The sequence below is a fragment of the Microcystis sp. M44BS1 genome (genome assembly GCF_020244875.1).
GTDB lineage: Bacteria > Cyanobacteriota > Cyanobacteriia > Cyanobacteriales > Microcystaceae > Microcystis > Microcystis panniformis.
In genome coordinates this window covers 1-3,559 of sequence record NZ_JADBVM010000120.1, presented here as the reverse complement: position 1 = coordinate 3,559, position 3,559 = coordinate 1, and the positions used below count along the sequence as shown (strand labels likewise).

Sequence of the window (3,559 nt, the reverse complement as noted above, 5' to 3'; positions counted from 1 at the left end):
TTTAACCGTCAACTATACCCTAAGTGGAACCGCAACAAAGGGAACCGATTATAACAATCTGACGGGGACAGTGAGTTTTGCGGCGGGGGCAGCCACAGCGTTAATCAACATCAATCCCATAGACGACACCTTAGCAGAGGGGGATGAGTCAATTGTTTTAACCTTAGCGATGGGTGATGGCTATGCTCTTGGCGCAACTTCGACGGCAACTGTTACCCTCAAGGATAATGAATTACCAGTCGTAAATGGCTTGCAAAATATTCTTAAAGGGCTATCATCAACAACAAATATTTTTGCAGAACTCAATAACGTTTTTTCTCAAAATCCGCTATTACTTCAAAATCTTGATTTACTAGGAAAACGAATTGACGTTAATTCGGCTAAGTTGTTTTTGGGGGAGGCAAAAAGTCTCCTCGATCAAGCCCTTAGTAGCTTGAACAGCTTGTCTAGTCTGAATCTCAAAACTATTGTTGATCAATTATCCACTGCAATTAAAAATATTGGAAATGTAACAGTTAGCGTTGATGGACAGTTGATTGCATCTAGTCTTCTCGTTAGTGTTAATCTCAAGCCTGATAGCGAAGTTATTTTTAATTTTGATCTTTCTAAATTATTCACCATTGCTGAAAGCCTTTCTGGAACTAAAACATTCAATGTAGTTGGCATAGATACAAGTGCTGCTATTACTGGTAATGCAAACGGATCTGCGTCCCTTGGCTTTAAGTTTAGTCTTGGTATTGATAAATTTGGCAAGGCCTTTGTTAATGAAAATGGTCTTCTCAGCGCCATTGTTGATTTGAATACTACATTGACAGGAAGCGCCTCTATTAAAGGGCTTACTAATGGGGAAATTAATGGAACTGGAAAACTAAACCTTAATACTCTATTAAAAATAGATGATGGTGACAATGTTGCTAATGAACGACTTTATTTCTCTGGCACAACTTTTGGGACACTCTTTGCAACTAATGGCGTATCTTTTATCGGCGGCATTAATTTAAGTAGTGCCACAATTAAGGGAAATATTGCGAATCTGTCAGGGTTTGAAATTCCGTTTGCGGCTACTGGTAGTTTAAATTTTGTCACAGGAAAAGCGGAGTTTAGTGTTCAACAGGATGCTATTCTAGATGCCTTAGTAAATGCGGCAGAGAAAGGAATTAATTCACTTGCTAATCAAAGTAATAAAGTTGCTCAATTAACTAAAAATATTCCGTTGATTGGCAACAATTTATCCACTGCGCTTACGTCAACTGTTGCTAAAGGGCTTGCTTTTGATGCTCCTAATACAGGGACAAAAGCGTATCTGGCATCGCGTAATATTATTGTTGAAAAAATTATCACACCCCAAGAATTCTTTAGTGGTAGTTTCTTGGCAAATGATGTTTTGCTATTACGCTACAATCCTTCGGTTAGCGACACATTGCAACTGGTAAATACGTCTGGTGGTTTTGATGCGGGTTTGGCGAAATTCACGCTCAATGGTAATTTGAATTCCACGCCAAATCTAGCCCTCGATCTTAAATTCGGTCTTGATTTAGTGAATGGGCCTTTTATCTATGAAGGTGGGACAATTAATGCTCAGTTACCGATTAAGGGCAGTTTTAACGGTTCAGCTAGTATTGGTAAGTTTCTTTCTGGTCAGGTGAACATAGCTAATGCCAATTTGAACCCAACGGCTAAACTAACATTTAGCGATTTTGACACTATTGCTAACGAACGCTTTTATTTATTAGCGAGTAATAATGCGCTTTCCTTAGATACGATTTTAGGGAAGAAAGAAGCCGTTTCTTTAACAGGTAATTTGGCTTTGGATGCGGCTCTTACTGTAGCAAATCCTGACATCCATCTTCTCAACAAGCTCAATTTAGGGAGCTTTACTTGGAATGCTAGCGTTCAATACGATCTCGTTACAGGACAAGCCAGCTATACCATCAAAAATGATGCCAGTATCACCACGATTATTAATCTTTTTCAGGGTAAGCAAGGAGATCTCATTAACCTCTTTTTAGGCGATTTGGTTAATTCTAACCCAATTCCAAAAGAGATTCGCACGATTCTTACCGAAAAAATTCCCTTGTTAGATAAGAATTTATTAGATATTATTGGTGCGCCTAAAGGCATTCAACTACTTGTAAATCCAGATCAATTCAAAGGGAAAACTATCCAGCAGATCAATGACAAGACTGGTGAACAAGGCCTTGACATTTTAGATATAAGTGTAGATTTAGTTAAAGCTGAAAACATCTTGAAGCTTCTCAGCGGTCAGGAGATTAACCTTGTTAGTTTAGATATTAAACAAACTCTTAGTGAGTTTGGGAAAAAATTTACGGTGTTGCCTAGCACGACCATATTTACCTTCTATGGAATTGCTGGTGTCAGCGCTGGTGTAGATATAGAAGCTGTAATTTCAATGTTAGTTGATACCACTGTAGGGTTTGATACGCAAGGTTTTTATGTGATTGAAAGTGGAGCTAAAGCGCCTTCAGGTCGAACTGTTGGGAATATGCTATTCTCTCTCAATCCTACGGTCACTGGCATTTTAACTGCAACCCTAGACTTAATAACCGTCATACCGCTAGTTGATATTGCTGGAAGAATTTCTTTAATAGGACAACTGGGACTTCGCCTCGATGATTCTCCTTCAGGAGTTGATTCTGATCCCAAGGTTCGTTTATCGGGATTAAATGATACCAATCTAATTCCAACACTTTCAATTAATCTTGGGTTAGGTCTAACTTCGACCTTATTCCCTATAGGAGATTTAGGTCTGCCCTTAATTAAAAAAGGTGAAGTCGAAAAGATCGTGCCTCTTTATAACAAGAGTGCAGGCTCTCTCGCTGATGTTAAAAATGATGTTAAGTCGTTTATTGACAAAACAAGGGGAGAAGGGGCATTAAAAGTTTATGCACTAGGCGTTATTACTGGCGACCCCACATTACTCACTGCGGGTACTGCCCTTTTGGGGACGGGGACTTCTCCTCAAGTAACTCAAGCTTTTAATGAATTAGCGACTGGCTTGAAGGAAAGTGGTCGTGATATGTTGGGTGCTGCTAAAGACGTGGCACTGGTAACGAAGACCTATGGACTTAAGTTGGGAGAAACGGCAAAATTCCTGTATGATAATTTTACGGGTGGGATTACGGGTGTTGCAAGTGCTTTATATAAGGAAGTAACTCAGGATATTAGTAATATTGCCAATGGCTTATATAATGGAGTTACGCAAGATTTGCGAAGTATTGCTAGAGGGCTTTATAATGGTGTTACAACAAATTTAGATACTATTGCAAAAGGTATTTATAATGGTGCGCTTCAGGATATTGATAAAATTGCTAAAGCCATCATAGATGAGTTTGGCAAAGGATTTTTGTTCTTGCTTGATAATTTAATTACGGAATTTTTGCCAGATGGTAGTAAAATTCGCAATACGTTTATTAATGGGGTAAATACTTTCAAGGAAGAATGGCTAAGTGGCGGTAAGAAGATTGAAACTGCCTTTAGCAATGGCACAAGCTATTTACGCAATACGTTTATTAATGGGGTAAATACTTTCAAGGAAGAA

The 3,559-nt window shown here is 38.7% G+C and carries 1 protein-coding gene; it reads left to right on the top strand.

Annotated features, from left to right (window positions below):
* Positions 1-3,559: Calx-beta domain-containing protein (locus IM515_RS09110; RefSeq protein ID WP_287630658.1), on the top strand; the 3,559-nt coding region annotated here is incomplete at both ends.